This window comes from Devosia chinhatensis (assembly GCF_000969445.1).
Lineage (GTDB): Bacteria > Pseudomonadota > Alphaproteobacteria > Rhizobiales > Devosiaceae > Devosia > Devosia chinhatensis.
In genome coordinates, this window is record NZ_JZEY01000061.1 from 1,254,957 (window position 1) to 1,271,294 (window position 16,338).

Below are 16,338 nucleotides of genomic sequence, written 5' to 3' on the forward strand. Positions count from 1 at the left end.
CGTCTTCTCCCGTCATTTTTGAAAGGCCGCAACCCAGTGTCGCCCGCCGCTCTGCCTGCCCTTGACCCGTCCTTTTTCGAGCCCGCGCAGAATGCCCGCGCCTGGCCGTTCGAGGAAGCACGCAAGATCGTCAAACGGCTGGAAAAGTCGGGCAAGGGCGAGGCGGTTTTCGAAACCGGTTATGGTCCCTCGGGCCTTCCTCACATCGGCACCTTCGGCGAAGTGGCCCGCACCACCATGGTGCGCACGGCCTTTCGCCTGTTGACGCGCGATCAGGTGCCGACCCGGCTCATCTGCTTCTCCGATGACCTCGACGGCATGCGCAAGATTCCCGATACCGTCCCCTCCAAGGAGGCGATGGAGCCGCATCTGCAAAAGCCACTGACCGCGGTCCCCGATCCCTGGACCAATGAGTTTGCGAGCTTTGGCGATCACAACAATGCCATGCTGCGCCGCTTCCTCGATACGTTCGGCTTCGACTATGAATTTGCCAGTGCCACCGACTATTACAAGTCCGGCCGCTTCGATCATGTGCTGCGCCTGGCGACCGAGCGCTATGACGACATCATGAAGGTCATGCTGCCCACCTTGGGGCCCGAGCGGCAGGCCACATATTCGCCTTTCCTGCCGATCTCCCCGATTTCCGGCCGTGTGCTCTATGTGCCCATGAAGGAAGTCAACGCCAAGGATGGCACCGTCACCTTCACCGACGAGGACGGCCGGGACACGACCGTGCCGGTCACCGGCGGCCATGTGAAAATGCAGTGGAAGCCCGATTTCGGCATGCGCTGGGCCGCGCTCGACGTCGATTTCGAAATGTTCGGCAAGGACCACCAGACAAATCAGCACATCTACGACAAGATTTGCGCGATCCTGGGCGGAACGCCGCCGGAGCATTATGTGTTCGAGCTGTTCCTCGACGCGGAAGGCCAGAAGATTTCCAAGTCCAAGGGCAACGGCCTGACCATCGACGAATGGCTGACCTATGCAGCCACGGAAAGCCTGGGCCTTTACATGTTCCAAAAGCCAAGGGTGGCCAAGCGCCTGCATTTCGATGTCATTCCGCGCACCGTCGACGACTATTACACCCACGTCGCGGCCTACCAAGGTCAGGATGCGTCGGCGCGCCTCGAAAACCCGGCCTTCCATGTCCACTATGGCGATGTGCCCAATCCCGATGTGCCGCTCAGCTTCGCTCTGCTGCTCAATCTGGTCGCCACGGCCAATGCGCAGGACACCAAGGTCATGTGGGGCTTCATCTCTCGCTATATTCCGGGCGCCAGTGCGACCACCCATCCCGAGCTCGACAAGCTCGCCGGCTACGCGGTGCGCTACTTCAACGACAAGGTCAAACCCTTCAAGACCTATCGCGCTCCGACCGATATCGAGCGTACGGCTCTGCAGGATTTGCACGACAGGCTCGGTGACCAGCTGGGGTCCACCAATGCGGAAGACCTGCAGAACCTCGTCTACGAGATCGGCAAGAAGTATGAATTCGAGCCGCTCCGCGATTGGTTCAAGGCGATCTACCAGGTTCTGCTCGGCGACGATCAAGGCCCACGCTTCGGATCGTTCATCGCTCTTTACGGCGTTGCAGAAACCCGTAAGCTGATTGCCGATGCTCTTGCCGGCAAGATGCTCGCAAGCTGACAAGGTCCTGGAAGTGGGCAGCCTTTTGCCCGCTTCCGCGTTCACACGGTGCTGCGTCCCGCAGCTGCGTCGAAGCGGGAGTGGCGCCCCTGAGGGTTGAATGTGGGTGCACTAGGCTTTGGTTCGACGCTGCTCACCACAGCGGAGAATTTTCGGAAAAGGCCAGTCTTGGCCTACCTCGTGGCTATTGCCGCGGTCGCCCTGGCTCTTCTGGTGCGCTTTCTCGTCAACGACGCCTTGCCGACTGGCTTTCCGTATCTCACCTTCTTTCCCGCCGTTCTGCTGACCGCGTTTTTCTGCGGCACTGGCCCGGGCATCGTGGCCGCCATGCTCTCGGTCGTTGCAGCCTGGTACTGGTTCATCCCGCCGTTCAATTCATTTTCGCTCGACTATCAAAGCACCATTGCCGTGGTGTTCTTCGTCGCCATCCTGTCGGCCGATATCCTGATCATTCATCTGATGCATTCCTCGCTGCGCCGTCTCAAGCAGGAGCAGGCACGGACCGCCCATCTCCTCGAGCGCCAGCACACTCTATTTGAGGAATTGCAGCACCGCACAGCCAACAATATGTCGTTTATCGGCGCCCTGCTCTCGATGCACAAGCGCCGCGCCGCACATAGTCCAGAGGTCAAGTCGGTGTTCGAGGATGCCGCCAGCCGGCTCGAGTCGATGGCGCGGATTCATCGTCGCCTGTACGATCCGACCAATAACGACCTTCCCCTTGGCGCCTATCTCGAGGATTTGCTGCGCGACGTATTCGAAAGTGCAGGCCGGGAGGATATCGCGATCGATGTCCGGACCAATATCGGCCGGCTCGACGTCAATCGCCTGATCACCCTTTCGCTTCTGGTCAGCGAACTGGCGACCAATTCGATCAAGCATGCCTATATGGACCGCCAGGGGCGCTTCTCCATCCTGCTGGAAGATCAGGGCGACATGATCTGCGTTACGGTACGCGACGATGGCCCGGGTTTCCCTGCGGGTTTTGATCCGAGCGCAAGCGACAGGCTGGGGTTCCGGGTGCTTTCGAGCTTCGTGCGTAATCTCGACGGCAAGCTTGATTTCCGTAGCGAGAACGGCGCGCTGACGATCATAACCTTCCCTTCAGCCGATCCGAAGGCTGCGGCGACGGCTTGAGCTATTGGCTCGCCCAGATGATGCGGGCCACCCATTCAACCTCGCCCAGCTCCAGCACGCGGGGCGCATAGGCCGGGTTGAGCGAATGCAGTTCGATCTGCCGGGCGCTTTGCCGCGCCAGGATCTTGGCCATCACCTCGCCGTCGCGTGTCTTGACCACCACCCGATCTCCTCGGCGCACCTGCTCGGTGGGGGAAACCACGATACGGTCTCCCTCGCGATAAAGCGGCTCCATGCTGTCGCCGGTGACTTCAAGCGCATAGATGCCGCTATCGGTCGGGGTGGGCAAAACGATTTCGTCCCAACCCTGTCCTACGGGAAAGCCTGCGCTGTCAAAAAAGCCGCCTGCGCCAGCCTGGGCCAAGCCAAGAAGCGGCACCGTCCGCTGCGGGGGCTCGGCAAAGCCGCCCTGTTGCAGGAAGGCGCCTGTGCCGGCGAGGAAGGAGTCGAAGCTCTCGCCGGTCGCTTCGAGAATCTTGGCAATGCTCTCGGTCGAGGGCCAGCGCTCGCGTCCATCCTTGCTGACACGCTTTGAGACATTGAAGGCGGTCGCGTCCAATCCGGCCAGACGGGCCAGAGCCGAGACCGAATGGCCATGGCGACGCGCCAAGGCGTCGATGCCATCCCAAATGGCCCTGTGTGAAAGCATCTGGCAATCCTGAAAGGAAAGATATCTTATACCGGGAATACAGTCCTAGGGTATTGTCCGCTGCTGGCCTTGTAAAGACGACGTTTACGTTTTACCCCGGCACTGTTCCGTGCAGGTGTGCCATGTCCAACACAAATACGCGCTTGATCTACAAGATTGCCACTCCAGTCTCGCTGGCCGCCGCCCGGCATTCCGGCCGATATGACGGGATGGCCGTCGATGCCGCCGATGGCTATATGCATTTCTCCACGGCCGCGCAGCTCGGCGAGACCTTGCGCCTGCACTTCAAGGGGCAGTCCGACCTTGTCATCCTGGCTGTTCGCACCAGTGATCTGGCTGAGCATCTCCTCTGGGAACCGTCGCGGGGCGGCCAGCTCTTCCCTCATCTCCATGGCGGCCCCCTCGAGATGGGGGCAGTAGAATGGGAGGCATCGGTCAGCGTCGATGACGAGGGCAATTGCACACTGCCGGAGGCTGTAGAATGATCTTTTCCGCATTGTCTCCGCTGCTGCGCAATGCCGGTCTTGCAACGCTGACGCGGGACGCGCTGTTGCGCATGGACCCCGAAACCGCCCATGGCGCCACCATAGCGGCACTGCGCCTCGGGCTCGCGCCGCAGCAGGCGCACAAGGACCCGGCCGAGCTGGCGACGCGGCTGTGCGGAATCGATCTGTCCAATCCGGTCGGCATGGCCGCCGGCTTCGACAAGAATGCCGAAGTGCCGCTCCAACTAGCCCTGATGGGCTTCGGCATGACCGAGATCGGCACTGTCACGCCCCGTCCGCAAGCGGGCAACGACAAGCCGCGCCTCTTCCGGATCAGTGCTGCTGAAGGCGTCATCAATCGCATGGGCTTCAACAATGAAGGGCACGATGCCGCGTTCGAGCGGCTCAGAGGCCTGCGGGTGCCTGCAGCGCTCGGCGTCAATATTGGAGCCAACAAGGACAGCGCCGATTTCGTGGCCGATTACGTGCTTGGCGTCACCCGCTTTGCCGATCTCGCAGATTATCTCACAGTCAACATTTCCTCGCCCAACACGCCGGGCTTGCGCAACCTTCAGGCCGACGATGCGCTCCGGCGTCTCCTGGGCGAGGTACTCTCGGCCCGCGCCAAGGCGAAAACACGTGTGCCTGTTCTTCTCAAGATCGCGCCCGATCTCGACGAGGCCGGCATGGACACAATCGCCCGGGTGATCCTCGATACTGATCTTGATGGCCTGATCGTCTCCAACACCACGATCAGCCGCGAACCGGTCACCGACATGGAGAATGCCGACCAGACCGGCGGCCTCTCGGGAAAGCCGCTCTTCGATCTCTCGACCCGTCGGCTGGCGCAGATGCGACAGCGGGTCGGTGCCATGCCGATCGTGGGTGTGGGTGGTGTTCATTCGCCACAGACCGCCCTCGCAAAGTTCGAGGCCGGCGCCAATGCCATCCAGCTTTATTCCGCGCTGGTCTTTGGCGGTCTCGACCTTCTCGAGCGCATCAAGCGTGGCCTTGTCGCCGGGGTGCGCGCTGCCGGCAAAAAGAACATTTCCGAACTGGTGGGCACCAAAACCGAGGATTGGGCTGCAGGCCGCGCCGAGCTGACCTAGTCAATGGCCTGCGGGCTAAAGAGCGACGCCTTGCGGCGCTCGAGGGCAGCCCAATAGATCAGGCCGCGCGCCAGAAACCAGCAATGAAGGGCGGCCCAAAGGCCCCAATTGCCCCAGAGCGGCTGAAGGAAAAAGGCAGCGGCAAGGAAGATCACAAGCGAAGCAATCATGCCATTGCGCATGAGCACATTCTGCGTCGTGCCGATCAGAATGCCATCATAGACAAAGGCCGGCATGAAGGTTAGGGCGCAGAGCGCTGCCACCGGCATATAGGCCAGCGCATAGGCCCGGACGTCCTCATTGGTGGTCATGAAGCCAATGATATAGGGGCCCGAAAGGTACCAGGCGATCCCCAGGCCCAGGGCAATCACGAGGCCCCAGATTATGGACAGACGATAGGCGCGGTCGAAGGCGGGGCGCCAGTTCGCCCCCACAGATTTGCCGGTCAATTGCTCGGCTGCCTGCGCAATACCGTCGAGGAAGAAGCCGACGACCATGAGCAGATTGAGCAAGATCGCATTGGCAGCCAGCGGGACCTCGCCCATGCGCGAACCCTGTGCGGCAAACCAGGCATAGGCGCCCATCAGGGCCATGGACCGGATCATCAGATCGCGACTGAGCCCGAACATGCGCCGAATGCCCGCCGCATCGCGCATTTCGCCGGGCGCAATGCGGGCTGCGAGTGCGGCCGGGCCGCCATAATGGCGTGCCAGGATCAGCAGTCCTGCGCTGGCGGCCACCACCTGAGCGATCAACGTCGAGAGCGCCGCTCCGGCCACGCCGAGCCCCAGTCCATGCACGAACCAAATGGACAAGACGATATTGACCAGATGCAGCAGCAATTGCAGCGCCATGCCGGTCTTGGCCGCAGCGCGGCCATAGAACCAGCCGAGAAGGGCATAATTGATCAGCGAAAACGGTGCGGACCAGATACGCCAGTGGAAATAGTCGGTCAGCGCGGTCTCGACCGCAGCGTCCGGTGCCAGCAATCGCACCGCCAACCATAAGATAGGCGAGGCCAGCAGGGCCATGACCAATCCGATGGTTACACCCAGCACCAGCGAACGGCTGACATGGATCAGTCCATCGCGCGGGTCCCTGGCGCCGACCGATTGCGCCACGAGCCCCGCCGTGCCGATACGCAGGAAGTAGGCGAGTGAGAACAGAATATCGAAGACGAGAGCGCCCAGCACCAGGCCCCCGAGCAGTGCGGCGTCACCCAGCCTGCCAACGACCGTAATATCCACCAGCCCCACCATGGGCTCGGTGATAAAGGCGATCGAAGCGGGCAGGGCGATGGTCCAAACGTCCCGGCTGCGGACGCTGAACGGGTGCTGCGGGCGGACGGACATGAAGAAGCGACTCGGCAAGATCGGGCGAGAAAATCAGCCTAGCCACAAGATCGCTGCGGGGAAAGCGACTGCTAAGGGCTACTTCTCAAGGCCTTCAACGGTCCACCACCATGTCAAAGATCACGTCGGCCCGGTCGCGCGAGGCCTCGACGAGATCGTAGTTCGGCAGGTCGTTGCGCTCGATATGGGCTTTGTTGCGTTCCGCCGAGAAAAGCCCTTCCTCCCCGTGTCGCTTCATCAGTCGGTCACGCACCGTATCGCGCGGCACATGGATGAACACGGCATAGTTAAGCAGCGCCTTGACGCCGGCCCAGGGCCCTTCCGTTAGCAGCAGATAATTGCCTTCCACCACCAGCACCTTTACGTCCGGCACAACGGTGAAGGCATCGTCCACCACATCCTCGATCTTGCGGCTATAACCCGGGCCGCTGACGGCATCATTGGCGTGCTTGAGCCGGTTGAGAAAGGTGACGAAGGCTGCGCCCTCGAATGTGTGGGGAGCGCCCTTGTAGTCGGTCTGCCCCATGGCCTCGATCTTGGCATGCCGCATGTGAAAGCCGTCCATGGGAACATAGGCGGCGCTGCCCGGCTTGACCGCATTGAGCATGGCGACCAGTTCCACCGCGAGGGTGGACTTGCCCGATCCCGGCCCGCCGGCCAGCCCGATGGCGATCCGCCGGCCGTCGGCGGCACTTTCCATTTCAAGAATATGCGGCACAAGGCGCGACAGGGCCTGCGCCGGGGTCAAATGGATCGTTTCGGCCATGTCAGCGTCCCCGCGTCAGGCGCAGCAAAAGCCAGATGGGCAGAACAATCGCGGCGCCGGCCAGAATATAGGCGCCCATTTGCCTGAACACGCCCGCCCCGTCACGGAGCGCTTCTCGCACCATATCCACCGCTCCGCGCACCAGATCAACGGCATCAAAGCCAAAGACCGACATCACAAATCCGACCAGAAGCGACAAAAGGACCAGCTTGATGATCACCGACGCTGGGCGGCCGCCCATCATTCGCTCCAATGCGGAACGGTTATGCGGTCGATATTCTTCTGTCATGGCCGGCTCCATTTGGCAGGGTCAAGCCCATCATATAGGCTGTTGGGTGATTTGTATTAGGTGCTCGGTGTCAGAAAGCTGGTCACATTATCTGCGTGAGCACCGGGTGCCGGCATGACGCCTGTTCTGCCGCCGGTCATCGCCAATTGGTTTGCAGAGCGCGCCTGGTCCCCGCGCCAGCATCAGCTCGATGTGCTCGCTTCCTACCAGGCCGGTGCCAGTCAGTTATTGATTGCACCCACCGGCGCCGGCAAGACCCTGGCCGGCTTCCTGCCGACCTTGACCGATCTCGTCGACGGGCAGTTCGATGGATTGCACACCCTCTATATCTCACCGCTCAAGGCGCTGGCGGTGGACGTGCAGCGCAATCTCTCAACACCGGTCGTGGAAATGGGCTTGCCCATTCGCGTCGAAGCCAGAACCGGGGACACTTCGGCCGCCAAGCGTGCACGCCAGCGCAGCCGCCCGCCCCATGTCTTGCTGACCACGCCTGAGCAGCTGGCCCTCCTCATCTCGCATCCGCATGCCGACCAATTGTTCGGCACCCTGCGCCGCGTGGTGCTGGATGAATTGCATGCCCTCGTCACCTCGAAGCGCGGCGACCTCTTGGCGCTGGGTCTTGCCCGGCTTGCCAGCCTCGCCCCCGCGCTGCGCGTAACGGCGCTGTCGGCAACGGTGGCCCGGCCGGATCTGCTGCGCGACTGGATCGCCCAGCCGCATCCGGAGCGGCGCACGGACCTCTTGCACATGGTGGGTGGTGCTCCACCGGAATTGGCTATCCTCAAGACCGAAGAACGCCTGCCCTGGGCCGGTCATTCGGCTGCCTATGCCCGCGCCGAACTTTACAAGGTCATCCAGCGCCACAAGACCACGCTGCTTTTCGTCAATACGCGCAGTCAGGCCGAGATGCTGTTCCAAGGGCTCTGGGACATCAACGAGGACATGCTGCCCATCGCACTCCATCACGGGTCGCTTTCCGTGGAACAGCGCCGAAAGGTGGAGGCCGCCATGGCGAATGGCCAGCTCAAGGCGGTCGTTTGTACGTCCACTCTCGATCTGGGCATCGACTGGGGCGATGTCGATCTCGTCATTCAGGTGGGTGCGCCGAAGGGTTCATCCCGCATGCTGCAGCGGATCGGTCGCGCAAACCACCGGCTCGACGATCCCTCGCGGGCGCTGCTCGTGCCGTCCAACCGCTTCGAGGTGCTTGAGTGCGAGGCGGCTGTCGAGGCCGTGGCCGAGGGCCATCAGGACAGCGAAGATCCCCAGCCCGGTGGCTATGATGTCCTGGCGCAGCACATTTTGGGCATGGCCTGTGCCGAACCCTTTCGAGCTGACGATCTTTATGGCGAAGTCACCGGCGCCTGGCCCTATCGCGACCTGCCGCGCAAGCAATTCGACCGCGTACTCGACTTCGTGGCCACGGGTGGCTATGCGCTTCAGGCCTATGAACGCTACGCGCGGCTGCGCCTGACCGAAGATGGCTTGTGGCGCATTTCCAATCCACAGGTGGCCCAGCAATATCGGCTCAATATCGGCACCATCATCGAGGAACCGATGGTGCGCGTGCGGCTGGTGCGCAGCAAGGACCAAAAGCGCGGCCGCACCACCGGTCCCATCGGTGCGGGCGGCCGGGTGCTGGGGGAAATGGAGGAATACTTTTTCTCCACCCTGTCCCCGGGTGACACCTTCATCTTCGGTGGCGAAATCGTCGCCTTCGAGGGCATGAAGGACAACGAGGCCTTCGTCTCGCGCGGCTTTGCCAAGGACCCCAAGATACCCTCCTATATGGGTGGTCGGTTCCCGCTCTCCACCTACCTCGCCGAACGCGTCCGGCGCATCATGGACAGTCCCGCCGACTGGCCCAAGCTGCCTGACCAGGTCGCGGACTGGCTGCGCCTTCAACAGGGCTTTTCCGTGCTGCCGCGCCGCGACAGCCTACTGGTCGAGACTTTCCCGCGCGGCACGCAGAATTATCTTGTGTGCTATCCATTCGAGGGGCGGCTGGCGCACCAGACCCTGGGCATGCTGCTGACCCGGCGGCTCGAACGCATGCGCGCCCGCCCGCTGGGCTTTGTGGCCTCGGAATACGCCCTGGCCATCTGGGGCTTGGGCGACCTCTCCGCCCTCATCCGGACAGGACGGCTCAGCCTTGACGAGCTGTTCGACGAGGACATGCTGGGCGACGACCTCGAATCCTGGCTCGATGAATCGGCGTTGATGAAGCGCACCTTCCGCAATTGTGCGATCATTGCCGGGCTGATCGAACGCCGCCATCCGGGTAAGGAAAAAACCGGGCGCCAGATCACCATGTCTTCCGATCTCATCTACGATGTGCTCTACCAGCACGAGCCCGACCATATCCTGATCCAGGCCACCCGACGCGACGCGGCACGGGGTCTGCTCGATATCGAACGCCTTGGCCAGATGCTGGCGCGCATCCGCCATCACATCGTCCACATGCCGCTCACGCAGATTTCACCACTGGCAGTGCCCGTTATGCTCGATATCGGCAAGGAACCCATTTTCGGGGAGGGACGGGAATCAGCTATGGCTGAGGCCGCCGAGGAGCTTCTGCGGGAAGCCGTCGGCGAGCACTGAGCCTGCTCGGCCCGCTCCGGCATGAGTGGGCCTTCCAGAAATCGATACGACCACAATATGACCATCGCTGCCTTCGCTGATCCTGATCCGGACGTTTCCGTGCTGCGTTTTGCCGGCCATAATTTCGAACCCCTGCCATCTGGCGCCCTTTACTGGCGTGCGCGGGAAACGCTGCTGGTTGCGGATCTGCATTTTGAAAAGATGGCGAGCTTCGCGCGGCGTGGTCAGATGCTGCCGCCCTACGATACCGCCATGACGCTGACACGGCTGGAAAGCGATCTGCGGCGAACGGGCGCCAGAACGCTTCTTTCGCTGGGCGATACCTTCCACCGGGCGGATGCCAGCGCCTTGCTGACGCCGGCGGACCGGATGCGCATCGACGCCATCGTGGACAATGTCTCGTGCATATGGCTCTCTGGCAATCACGATCCGGCGCCCCACGCCATTGGCGGCGATTGCCGGCCTGAGCTGGAACTCGATGGGCTGCATTTCACGCACGAGCCCTGCAAGGGTAGGACGGGCTTGATCGCCGGGCACTTGCACCCGGCGGCCCGTGTCGCCATGCAGGGTCGCTCGGTGCGCAAATCCTGCTTCGTGCATGACAACCGGCTGATGATCCTGCCGGCCTATGGCAGCTCGACCGGGGCGATCAACATCCTTTCGCCCGCTTTCGTCGGCCTGTTTCACTGGCCAGCGCTGGAAGTAACCATGCTGGGCCGCGACCGGACCTATCCGGTGCCGGTCAGGCGCCTGGTCGGGGGGTAGCCTCAAAGGAGGCTCGGTCAGCGGCGGAACAGGATGCCGCCAAGCCAGCCTGTGAACAGCGCAAGGATCACGCAGGAAATGCCGTAGAGAAGCGGATATTGGGTCGCAGACTGCGCCAAAAAGCGCTCGAACCCGATCTTGCGCACTGCGAAGCCTTCCGATTTCCGGCTGATCAGCTGGCCGTCCTTGAACACATAGGTCTGGGCGATATAGGGCCCTGGCGGTGCGCTGCTGGGCAGGGTGAGCTGTGCCGAATAGAAGGTATCGGACATGAATTGAACGCCGTTCTCCTGAACGCCGAACAGACCTTCCTGCGACATCAGGCGGATCAGTTCGCGCCCAAAATTGAGCGTGCGCATGAAGCCGGCCGGATTGGGCGCCATGGCGTATGATTCTGGCAGGATATGATTGGCGTTGAGGATCGAGATATCGGCAATGTCGATGAGGCGTCGGCTCGACAGCACGTGAAAATAACTCGGAAAGCGGCTGAAGGCGACCTGTTCGGTATTGAGCCAGACCCCGAAATTATTGGTCATGCGCCGCGCCACGCGATCCTGGGTGGGGCCCAGGACCACGATCACCACCTGGAACGGTCCTTCCACCACGCGCTCGGTTGCTCCGGCTTCGGGCGCAATCGTGCCGTAAAAGGTCATGCGCTCGCCGTCGAAGCTCGACGTGATTTGCACGGTGTCATTGGAAAGACCCGAAATCAGCCGTGCGGCACCGGCCGGGAGCGTCAGCGCAAGGAGCAGGGTAAGCAGGGCGAGCAACCGGATCATCGGGCAATACTCGTCACGGCCATCGAGTAAATGTCGCTCGGCGTCAGGACCAGCGAGAGTCCGAAACGGATGGCGACGGCCAGCACCAGGAGCGCCAGTAGGCCACGCAATTGCTCGCCCCGCAGATGCTTGCCGGCCGCTGCGCCGAACTGGGCGCCCGCAACGCCGCCAACCATGAGGCAGAACGCAAGAAGGATATCGACGCTCTGGCTCTGGACGGCATGCAGAATGGTGGTCGCCGCCATCATCGCCACCACCTGGGCCAGCGAGGTGCCGATGACCACGCTGCCGGGCACGCGCAGCAGATAGACCAGAGCCGGGACCATGATGAAGCCGCCGCCAATACCAAGCAGCGAGCCGACGAAGCCGATGAACAGCCCGATGACCAGGACCGGCAGGACGCTGATATAGAGCCGGCTCTTCTTGAAGCGTACGCGTAGCGGCAGGCCATGCATCCAGTTGTGCTGATGCGGGAGCCGCTCGCGCACCACAATGCCCTGTCGGCGCTTGAGCAGCGAGCGCACCGATTCCTGCAGCATCATGATGCCGACAAAACCGAGCAGCAGCAAAAAGCCGAGCGCAATCACGAGATCGAGCTGTCCGGCTTCGCGGAGAAGGGCGAACGCGGCGACGCCGCCGAAGGCACCCAATATGCCTGACAGCACCAGGTAGAGCGCCAGGTGCAGGTCAATCCCGCCCCGCCGGTAATGACTGAGGGCTCCCGATGTCGAAGCCGCGACGACCTGGCCGGTCACTGAGGCAACTGCGACAGCTGTCGGAACGCCGGAAAAGATCAGAAGAGGCGTCAGCAGAAAACCGCCGCCGACCCCGAACAGACCGGACAAAAAGCCGACTGCCCCTCCGATCCCCACGAGAAAGAAGAGGTTCACGGAAAGCTCGGCGATCGGCAGATAGATCTGCAAGACCTTGAATCCGTTCCAATGCGTAGTGCCGGCCATCCTAAGGGAAGGTCCGTCAACAAGAGGTCAAAGCATCGACGCTTTGGCAAAAAAGTACGGCCCGGACCTAAGCCCGAGCCGTGACTTAGTCAATTTGTTTGCGCTCAGACCGGCTGGCTGCCCAGCACGGCCAAGAGGCGTGGGTTGATCTGGCCGACTTCGCTCATGCCGGTCTCGCGCTCGAAGGTCTTGATCGCTTCGGCGGTGCGCGGGCCCACTACGCCATCGGGCGTCCCGATGTCGAAGCCAAGACGCGCCAGGGTCTGCTGCACCTTGAGCACGATGTCGCGGCCCTTGATCGTTTCGCCTGGGTCAAAGGTGCTCGACCAGGTGCCGATCGGCGCATAATTGGCCGCCAGCACGATCGGCGCGTTCTTCCACTCGCCCAGGGTTTCGGTGATGCGGCTGACGGCCTCGGCCGACAGCGACTTGGCGATATCGTCGCGCGCCTGGGCGGCATCCTTATCGCCACTGCGTGCAGCCAGTGAGAACCACTTGAACGAATTCTCGAAGCTCTGCTCGACGCCGAGCCCCCTTGCATAGAGCATGCCCAGATTGAACTGGCTGTCGGTCATGCCCATGGCTGCGGCCTTCTCGAACCATTCTGCGGCCAGTTCGAATTGCTGCTCGCCCAACTGGCCGCCGGCATAGAGCGCGGCCAAGTTGTGCATCGCCATGCGATTGCCGGATTCGGCAGCGCGCTGATACCAGAGACGGGCCTGCTCCATGTCCTGCTCGACGCCGGTGCCGAGCTCATAAAGATTACCAAGCCGGTATTGCGCCGGAGAAAAACCCTGCGCCGCCGACCGCTCATACCAGATGGCGGCGGCCTCGAAATCCTGCTCGACCTGGCGGCCTTCGCTGAAGATCGCAGCGACCTCGAACTGAGCCGAGGCGCTGCCCTTGGCGGCTGCCTCGCGCAGTTCAAGCGGTCCGATGGCCTCCGGCGGGAGGTCAAAACTTTCGGCGGCTGCATTGAGCTCGGGAATCGGCGCGGCCGTGTCGATTGCCGCCTGCTCGCGGATGGACCCAGTAATTTCGGGGGCGGGCTCGGGCGCGGCAGGTGCCAATTCGATCCGGCCGTTCTCGGCCGTGAGACTCGGCGGCATCGCAGTGGACATGGCCGGCGTCGAGGCACGCGAAAAGCTCATCGGCTCGCCAGGATTGATCGAGCCGGTGGCTGTGGCGTCGGCAAAATCGATGATGCGCGGCCCCACGAGGTCGGACTGGTCCGCTGACGGTTCCGGATTGGCGGGCGCTGCCTCCGGCACACTGGTGCTGGCAGCGGCGGCATTCTGTGACGCTGCCGGCGGGTTCATCCGCTGAAGGACCAGATTGAGCGCCAGCATGGAGACGGCGACAAGCGTGGCGGCGAGCAGCAGCGGCCGGCGATGACGGGTGAGGAAGCTTTGCTTGTCGCCCTCGTCGCCAGGCCTGGTGGTTGCCTGGATATCGGGCGCGGCCGGAGTCGCCTTGCCCTTCCTGCCTTGCTTGACCGCAAGCTTTTCAGCCTTGTTTTGCTTTTCCGGCTTGGCTGGCTTTTCCGCGACAACGGCCGCAGCTGGAGTTTCGATCGGGTCGCTTGCCTCGTCTCTGGACGGACGGACCCGCGCCAGGGCACGGGCAATGATCGAATTGCCTGCGGCCGCTTCGGGCTTTTCCTGTCGCAAGCGCTGGGCGCGCCGGGCGGCTGCGACGAAGGTGCTCGTGCTCGTGCTCGAGGGCGCCGTTGCTTCCACCTTGGGCTCGGGCTTGGGCGCGACCTCGGCAAACGGATCGACGTCCTGGGGGGCAAGGCTCGATAGCGGTCGCGGCGGCATCTGCGCCTGCGACGGATCAAAGCTATGTGCTGCAGGGCTCGGTGCGGCTTCGCTCTTTGCGCGGGAAGGCATGGCGCGCTTGGATGCTGGAGCCGCGCCGGCCTGACGGAAGCCCGGATCGATCAGCGGCGCATCGTCTGCCGGATTGGCGGGCATGGCATCGCTCTTGTCGCGACTGAGGCCGGCCAGGATCGTATCGAGCTTGGCGTGGCTGTCCCGACGCGGCTCGATTGCTTCCTCGAAAGGATCGAGCTTCGTTTCTGCCGGGGCCGGCATGACGGGAGCGGAAAGTTCCGGCTTGGGTTCTGTCTTGAGTTCGACCTTCGGTTCGGCCTTGTGTTCGGCCGGCGGGGCGTCACTCCGCCCGGACAGCATGGCTTCGAGCCTGGCGAGACGCTCGGCGGTATCGCGTCCAGCCGTGTTGAGCAGCGCCGACATGCGCTTTTCCATGGCCTGGATATCTTCGCTCCCCGTCGCGGGTGCAGAGGACTGGGCCACAGCGGCCGAGGCCTTGGTTGCGATCATGTCGGCCAATGAGTCGTAATCGGGCGTCTTGCCGGCCGACTTGATGAGACCTGTCAGGCGGTCTTCGATGCTCTTGAGGCTTTCCGGACCGAACATGGCGACAGGGGCGGGGGCCTTTCGGCTGATCACTTCGCCGGTGCGTTCCGCCACCATGGTGGCGAGGGCCTCGAAATCCTGCTTATCCTCGCCACTTGCATAGAGACGGGCGAGGCCCTCCAACTGGGTTCCGGCATCGTCCATGCGGGCCATCAGCGCCTTGAGCTGGCTTTCGACGGCGCTGGTGTCGATCTTGTCGCTGAGGGCCTCGATCTGGTTTTCGAGCCGCAGGAAACGCGGCTCGAGCCCGGCACTGACCACATCGCGCAGGGCATGAATCTCGGACTTGAGCGCGGCGACGTCGTCGTTGCCGCCGTCCATTTCCTCGATCCGGTCCGTCAGGGCTGCGATCCGCGCGACCAGAAAATCGGGCTCGCCCGATTTTTCCTGCATCGCCCGCGTAAAGGACGCCAATTCGCCGGTGAGGCTCTCGAAATCGGCCGACGACACGGCAACGTTGCGTTCCAGTGCATCGACCCGGTCATAGACGTTGCGCATGCCGGCCTCGATGGCTTCCATCGACGGTGCCAGAGCGGCAAGTGGGTCCGTGGGGGATGACGCACCGCGCCGGGTTTCCCGCGCTACCTCGCGTTCCATTTGCTGCGCCTGCAGCTCGGCGAGCTTGCTGACGGTGCCCGAGACGTCGTCGAGACGGGCATTGACCGCATCGAGGTCCACGCGGGGCGCATGTTCGATCATCGCACCCAAGGCGGCGATCTGCGCTTCGAGACGCTTGACCTGGCCGGTCTCGCCGATGGCGCCCGCCAGAAGCTCGACCACCTGGGTGAGTTGCTCGACCTGCCCGGCCACTTCGCGGACATTGCCGGCGCCGTGCTTCTGGCTTCGCAAATCCTCTTCGAGGCTTTCAAGCCGCTCACTCATGCCACCCACAAGCACACTCAGCTCACGGATTTCGGGCATGTCGATACGGCGCATGGCCGAAACCTGCGCGCCCTGGCGGCTGCGGATCTGGGCGATGGCCTGGGTGAGATCGTCGGCGTCATCGGCAAATTCGGGGCGGTCGCGATCGCTGAACCGGTCGACAGCCCGCTTGACGGTGCGCAAGGCCTCTTGGCGCCGCGACGTGGTTTCGGTGCCGTTCATCTGGTCGCGCAGGCTGCGCACACGCTGGGTCAGCCCATTGGCCGCCGGGACCTCGGTAATGACCTCGGCCTGACCATAATGGCTTTCCACCTTGTCGAGCAGCGCGACCAATTCGCCGCGCAAGGCTTGCCATTCGCTCGCTTCGCGGGCCGGTTCGGCAAAGTCCGTTTGGGAGGAGGCGCGCGGCATGTCGGGACCCTGTCACACAGATATGCAGACCCCTCGTGAAACACCACGAAGGTATGAGGCCTA

The 16,338-nt window shown here is 62.8% G+C and carries 13 protein-coding genes; 6 read left to right on the forward strand and 7 right to left on the reverse strand.

Features of this window, described 5'->3' with window-relative positions; translation table 11 throughout:
• Positions 1-36 precede the first annotated feature (36 nt).
• Positions 37-1,650 carry a lysine--tRNA ligase gene (locus VE26_RS16485; RefSeq protein ID WP_046106180.1) on the forward strand — a complete coding sequence of 538 codons (1,614 nt, stop codon included), beginning with the start codon at positions 37-39 and terminating at the stop codon, positions 1,648-1,650.
• Between the two features lie 168 nt (positions 1,651-1,818).
• Complete coding sequence (locus VE26_RS16490) at positions 1,819-2,787, forward strand: sensor histidine kinase (protein ID WP_052715973.1); 969 nt, start codon at positions 1,819-1,821, stop codon at positions 2,785-2,787.
• A gap of 1 nt (position 2,788) precedes the next feature.
• Here the strand turns inward: VE26_RS16490 and VE26_RS16495 are convergent, their stop codons facing one another.
• Entirely contained in the window at positions 2,789-3,436 is a 648-nt protein-coding gene (locus tag VE26_RS16495) for a S24 family peptidase (RefSeq protein WP_046106181.1), read from the reverse strand.
• Between the two features lie 122 nt (positions 3,437-3,558).
• On the opposite strand from VE26_RS16495, the gene VE26_RS16500 reads away from it, so the two are divergent.
• Positions 3,559-3,921, forward strand: coding sequence for a DUF952 domain-containing protein (locus tag VE26_RS16500; protein WP_046106182.1), 363 nt, complete (start codon positions 3,559-3,561; stop codon positions 3,919-3,921).
• Entirely contained in the window at positions 3,918-5,030 is a 1,113-nt protein-coding gene (locus VE26_RS16505; protein ID WP_084620622.1) for a quinone-dependent dihydroorotate dehydrogenase, read from the forward strand. The genes VE26_RS16500 and VE26_RS16505 overlap by 4 nt, the downstream gene beginning before the upstream one ends.
• Here the strand turns inward: VE26_RS16505 and VE26_RS16510 are convergent.
• The 3 genes from VE26_RS16510 to VE26_RS16520 all read right to left on the reverse strand — a co-directional run bounded on the left by VE26_RS16510 (position 5,027) and on the right by VE26_RS16520 (position 7,437).
• On the reverse strand, positions 5,027-6,382 hold the full coding sequence (locus VE26_RS16510) for an MATE family efflux transporter (RefSeq protein ID WP_046106183.1): 1,356 nt from the start codon (positions 6,380-6,382) through the stop codon (positions 5,027-5,029). The genes VE26_RS16505 and VE26_RS16510 overlap by 4 nt on opposite strands.
• A 94-nt stretch (positions 6,383-6,476) precedes the next feature.
• The gene (locus tag VE26_RS16515) at positions 6,477-7,148 is read right to left on the reverse strand and encodes a nucleoside/nucleotide kinase family protein (RefSeq protein WP_052715974.1); all 672 of its coding nucleotides are present in this window, start codon (positions 7,146-7,148) and stop codon (positions 6,477-6,479) included.
• Between the two features lies 1 nt (position 7,149).
• Entirely contained in the window at positions 7,150-7,437 is a 288-nt protein-coding gene (locus VE26_RS16520) for a DUF6460 domain-containing protein (protein ID WP_152658881.1), read from the reverse strand.
• Between the two features lie 114 nt (positions 7,438-7,551).
• On the opposite strand from VE26_RS16520, the gene VE26_RS16525 reads away from it, so the two are divergent.
• Both VE26_RS16525 and pdeM read left to right on the forward strand, forming a co-directional pair.
• The gene (locus VE26_RS16525; RefSeq protein WP_046106185.1) at positions 7,552-10,038 is read left to right on the forward strand and encodes a ligase-associated DNA damage response DEXH box helicase; all 2,487 of its coding nucleotides are present in this window, start codon (positions 7,552-7,554) and stop codon (positions 10,036-10,038) included.
• A 57-nt stretch (positions 10,039-10,095) separates the two neighbouring features.
• Entirely contained in the window at positions 10,096-10,803 is a 708-nt protein-coding gene (gene pdeM / locus VE26_RS16530; protein ID WP_052715976.1) for a ligase-associated DNA damage response endonuclease PdeM, read from the forward strand.
• Between the two features lie 17 nt (positions 10,804-10,820).
• On the opposite strand, the gene VE26_RS16535 is transcribed toward pdeM, so the two are convergent.
• The 3 genes from VE26_RS16535 to VE26_RS16545 form a co-directional block, all read right to left on the reverse strand.
• Entirely contained in the window at positions 10,821-11,582 is a 762-nt protein-coding gene (locus VE26_RS16535; RefSeq protein WP_046106186.1) for a TIGR02186 family protein, read from the reverse strand.
• Positions 11,579-12,505 carry a sulfite exporter TauE/SafE family protein gene (locus VE26_RS16540; protein WP_046106488.1) on the reverse strand — a complete coding sequence of 309 codons (927 nt, stop codon included), beginning with the start codon at positions 12,503-12,505 and terminating at the stop codon, positions 11,579-11,581. Before VE26_RS16540 ends, VE26_RS16535 begins: the two co-directional genes overlap by 4 nt.
• A 140-nt stretch (positions 12,506-12,645) precedes the next feature.
• Entirely contained in the window at positions 12,646-16,275 is a 3,630-nt protein-coding gene (locus VE26_RS16545) for an SEL1-like repeat protein (RefSeq protein ID WP_046106187.1), read from the reverse strand.
• Positions 16,276-16,338: the final 63 nt, after the last annotated feature.

Excerpts from the sequence above, each read along its gene's own strand:
- VE26_RS16495 (WP_046106181.1), bottom strand. The coding sequence starts at position 3,436 with ATGCTTTCACACAGGGCCATTTGGGATGGCATCGACGCCTTGGCGCGT.
- VE26_RS16500 (WP_046106182.1), top strand. The coding sequence starts at position 3,559 with ATGTCCAACACAAATACGCGCTTGATCTACAAGATTGCCACTCCAGTC.
- VE26_RS16505 (WP_084620622.1), top strand. The coding sequence starts at position 3,918 with ATGATCTTTTCCGCATTGTCTCCGCTGCTGCGCAATGCCGGTCTTGCA.
- VE26_RS16510 (WP_046106183.1), bottom strand. The coding sequence starts at position 6,382 with ATGTCCGTCCGCCCGCAGCACCCGTTCAGCGTCCGCAGCCGGGACGTT.
- VE26_RS16515 (WP_052715974.1), bottom strand. The coding sequence starts at position 7,148 with ATGGCCGAAACGATCCATTTGACCCCGGCGCAGGCCCTGTCGCGCCTT.
- VE26_RS16520 (WP_152658881.1), bottom strand. The coding sequence starts at position 7,437 with ATGACAGAAGAATATCGACCGCATAACCGTTCCGCATTGGAGCGAATG.
- VE26_RS16525 (WP_046106185.1), top strand. The coding sequence starts at position 7,552 with ATGACGCCTGTTCTGCCGCCGGTCATCGCCAATTGGTTTGCAGAGCGC.
- pdeM (WP_052715976.1), top strand. The coding sequence starts at position 10,096 with ATGACCATCGCTGCCTTCGCTGATCCTGATCCGGACGTTTCCGTGCTG.
- VE26_RS16535 (WP_046106186.1), bottom strand. The coding sequence starts at position 11,582 with ATGATCCGGTTGCTCGCCCTGCTTACCCTGCTCCTTGCGCTGACGCTC.
- VE26_RS16545 (WP_046106187.1), bottom strand. The coding sequence starts at position 16,275 with ATGCCGCGCGCCTCCTCCCAAACGGACTTTGCCGAACCGGCCCGCGAA.